This window comes from Pseudomonadota bacterium (assembly GCA_010028905.1).
In the GTDB taxonomy this organism is placed as follows: Bacteria; Vulcanimicrobiota; Xenobia; order RGZZ01; family RGZZ01; genus RGZZ01.
Genome location: RGZZ01000683.1, coordinates 1 through 2039 on the forward strand (window position 1 = coordinate 1; position 2039 = coordinate 2039).

Sequence of the window (2039 nt, forward strand, 5' to 3'; positions counted from 1 at the left end):
GCCGCGCGCGGCCTGGAGAAACTCGCGGCGGGTAGCCTGCGGGGAAGGAGACTCGGAAACGCCTTCGGACTCGTGCATGTGCGCAATCCTCATTCTTTCATTGGAAGGTGTTCAGGGGGGACACCGGGGTCGACAGGCTTGCGTCGACCTCGCCCGGCGCTCAGTGGGCGGGAGTGCTCGAGTAGTGGAAGGTGCGAATGAGCCACTTGCCGTTCTTCTGCACGAAGCCGATGGAGGCGTTGATTCCGCTCTCATGGCGCTTCCCGGCGTGGGTTGCGGTCACCCGCGTGACGGCCATGAGCCAGCCCATGCCGTCTTGCACCGCGCCGTCATAGAAGACGGGCTCGAACGAAAGGCTACCCTTTTCGAAGGTCTTGAAGAGGGTCTCGTACGAGGCCGCGATCTCCTTTGTTCCCTTCCAGATCTCGCCGCCGCCCGACCCCAGCACGAAGGCGTCCGGGCTCATCGTGGCGAGCACCCCTTTCAGGTCGTGCGCGGAGAACGCCTGATCGTGGGCCCGCATGACCGCCGCCAGGGGAAGCAGTGCCCCCACGGGAGGGCTTTTCGGAGACTTCGCCTCAGCTTCAGACTGCAGGGCCGCGGCCGTGAGGCCGAGCACTGCGGCACCGAAGAGGGTACGACGGGAGACAGTGGCTTCGTCGAGCATGGATGCTCCTCATACAGGTTGGTGGTTCTGAGGGTTCCGCGTCATCGCGTGCGTTCCTGCCGGAATGGGATAGAGATCGGTGTTGCCTCGCGAGATGTTGAAGCCCTTGCCGCCCAGTTCGACGAACTGCGCGCTGCTGAAGTCGAGCTTGTTCTCGAGGCTTGCGATGCGAACGCCGGCAATCAGGTCGATGGGAACGCTGCCCTGGTTGGTGCGATAGAAGCCGGCGACCTGCCCCATGGTGAGCTGTGAGCCGAGGGTGCCGCCCTTGCCGAGAATCTTTGCCGGCTGGCTGCTGCTGAGGTAGAAGATCTCGCCGAAACCGCCCCAGCGCTCGCAACGGCCCTCGATTCGACCCGCAAACGAGATGTGCAGGTTCGGCAGCGCTTGTTCAGGGGTGACGGTTCCCCCCACGCTCAGCGTGTTGCGGAACAGCGGATCGCCAACCTTCACGCGCGCGGTGGCGGTGGGGAGCCACATGATGGGCTCGAGGCGAACCTCGCTTCCGGTGGTCGTGCTCGAAGCGTTCGGGGGCGGGGCTTCGGGCTTGGACGATGACGGTGGGGCCGTCTCTCCGCCGGCCTGGGCGATGGCGGCCGGGGGCTGCGGCGCGGTCACGGGGGCTGCCCAGGCACTCTGTGAGACGCCGCCCAGCAGGGAGGCGGAGAGGGCGAGGGCAGACAGGAATCTCCGGGTGCTCTTGGTCATGATGGTCGCTTCTCCTTGACTGTTCTAGGCGTGGCTCGTTGCTGTGAAAACCTGGGACAGGGTTCAGGGCGAGAATGAATGGAATTCACGCTCGCCCTGAACTGTTCCTGCCCTACGGGGGGGTGTTCTCGAAGGCTCAGCGGCGACCGCCGCGGAAGCCCCCACCGAAGCCGCCGTGGCTGCCGCCGCCCCAGCTCCGCTCGCTCCAGCCGCGGCTTGCGGCCGCCGAGTGGTCGTAGCCGCTCCAGCGCGACTGGGCTTCCTGCGTCATCGAGCGGTTCGTGGTGGCGGCGTTCCAGGAGCCGCTGTCGTACTTCTGCCAGCCGCTGCCGGTGTTGCGGTAGACGTTGCCGTTGCGATCGGCGTACACGTTGTCGTTGTACCGCCCCACCGATGTGGTGTTGGTCTGTCCGGTGCGGGGGTTGGTGTGCTCGACGGAGGCGCCGGCGGCGGAGTTCCCGGTGTAGGGGTTGTAGGCGCGGCCAGCGGCGTAGTTCGAGCTGCCACCGGTGCGGGTGTTGTAGGTGCTGCCGCTCACGCCCTTGGCGTAGGTGCCGGTGGCGGCGTTGTAGCCGTACCCGCGTACCCCGTTGTAGTAGGTGTTGCCCCAGTGGCCGTACACGTTGCTGGCAGCGCCCCAGGCGCCCGCGCCGCCCCAGTAGTA

3 protein-coding genes are annotated in these 2039 nt (G+C 66.4%); all 3 read right to left on the minus strand.

Translation table 11 applies throughout. The features are described 5' to 3' along the window. Nucleotides 1–160: 160 nt before the first annotated feature. The 3 genes from EB084_24310 to EB084_24320 all read right to left on the minus strand — a co-directional run bounded on the left by EB084_24310 (nt 161) and on the right by EB084_24320 (nt 1882). Nucleotides 161–667 carry an SgcJ/EcaC family oxidoreductase gene (locus EB084_24310; protein ID NDD31387.1) on the minus strand — a complete coding sequence of 169 codons (507 nt, stop codon included), beginning with the start codon at nt 665–667 and terminating at the stop codon, nt 161–163. Nucleotides 668–676: 9 nt separating this feature from the next. Further along, nucleotides 677–1375: a hypothetical protein gene (locus EB084_24315; GenBank protein ID NDD31388.1), complete on the minus strand. Its 699-nt coding sequence runs from the start codon at nt 1373–1375 to the stop codon at nt 677–679. A gap of 267 nt (nt 1376–1642) precedes the next feature. Continuing rightward, nucleotides 1643–1882, minus strand: coding sequence for a hypothetical protein (locus EB084_24320; protein NDD31389.1), 240 nt, complete (start codon nt 1880–1882; stop codon nt 1643–1645). Nucleotides 1883–2039 lie beyond the last annotated feature (157 nt).

Coding starts and splice junctions, on each gene's coding strand:
- EB084_24315 (NDD31388.1), bottom strand. CDS start 1,375: ATGACCAAGAGCACCCGGAGATTCCTGTCTGCCCTCGCCCTCTCCGCC.
- EB084_24310 (NDD31387.1), bottom strand. CDS start 667: ATGCTCGACGAAGCCACTGTCTCCCGTCGTACCCTCTTCGGTGCCGCA.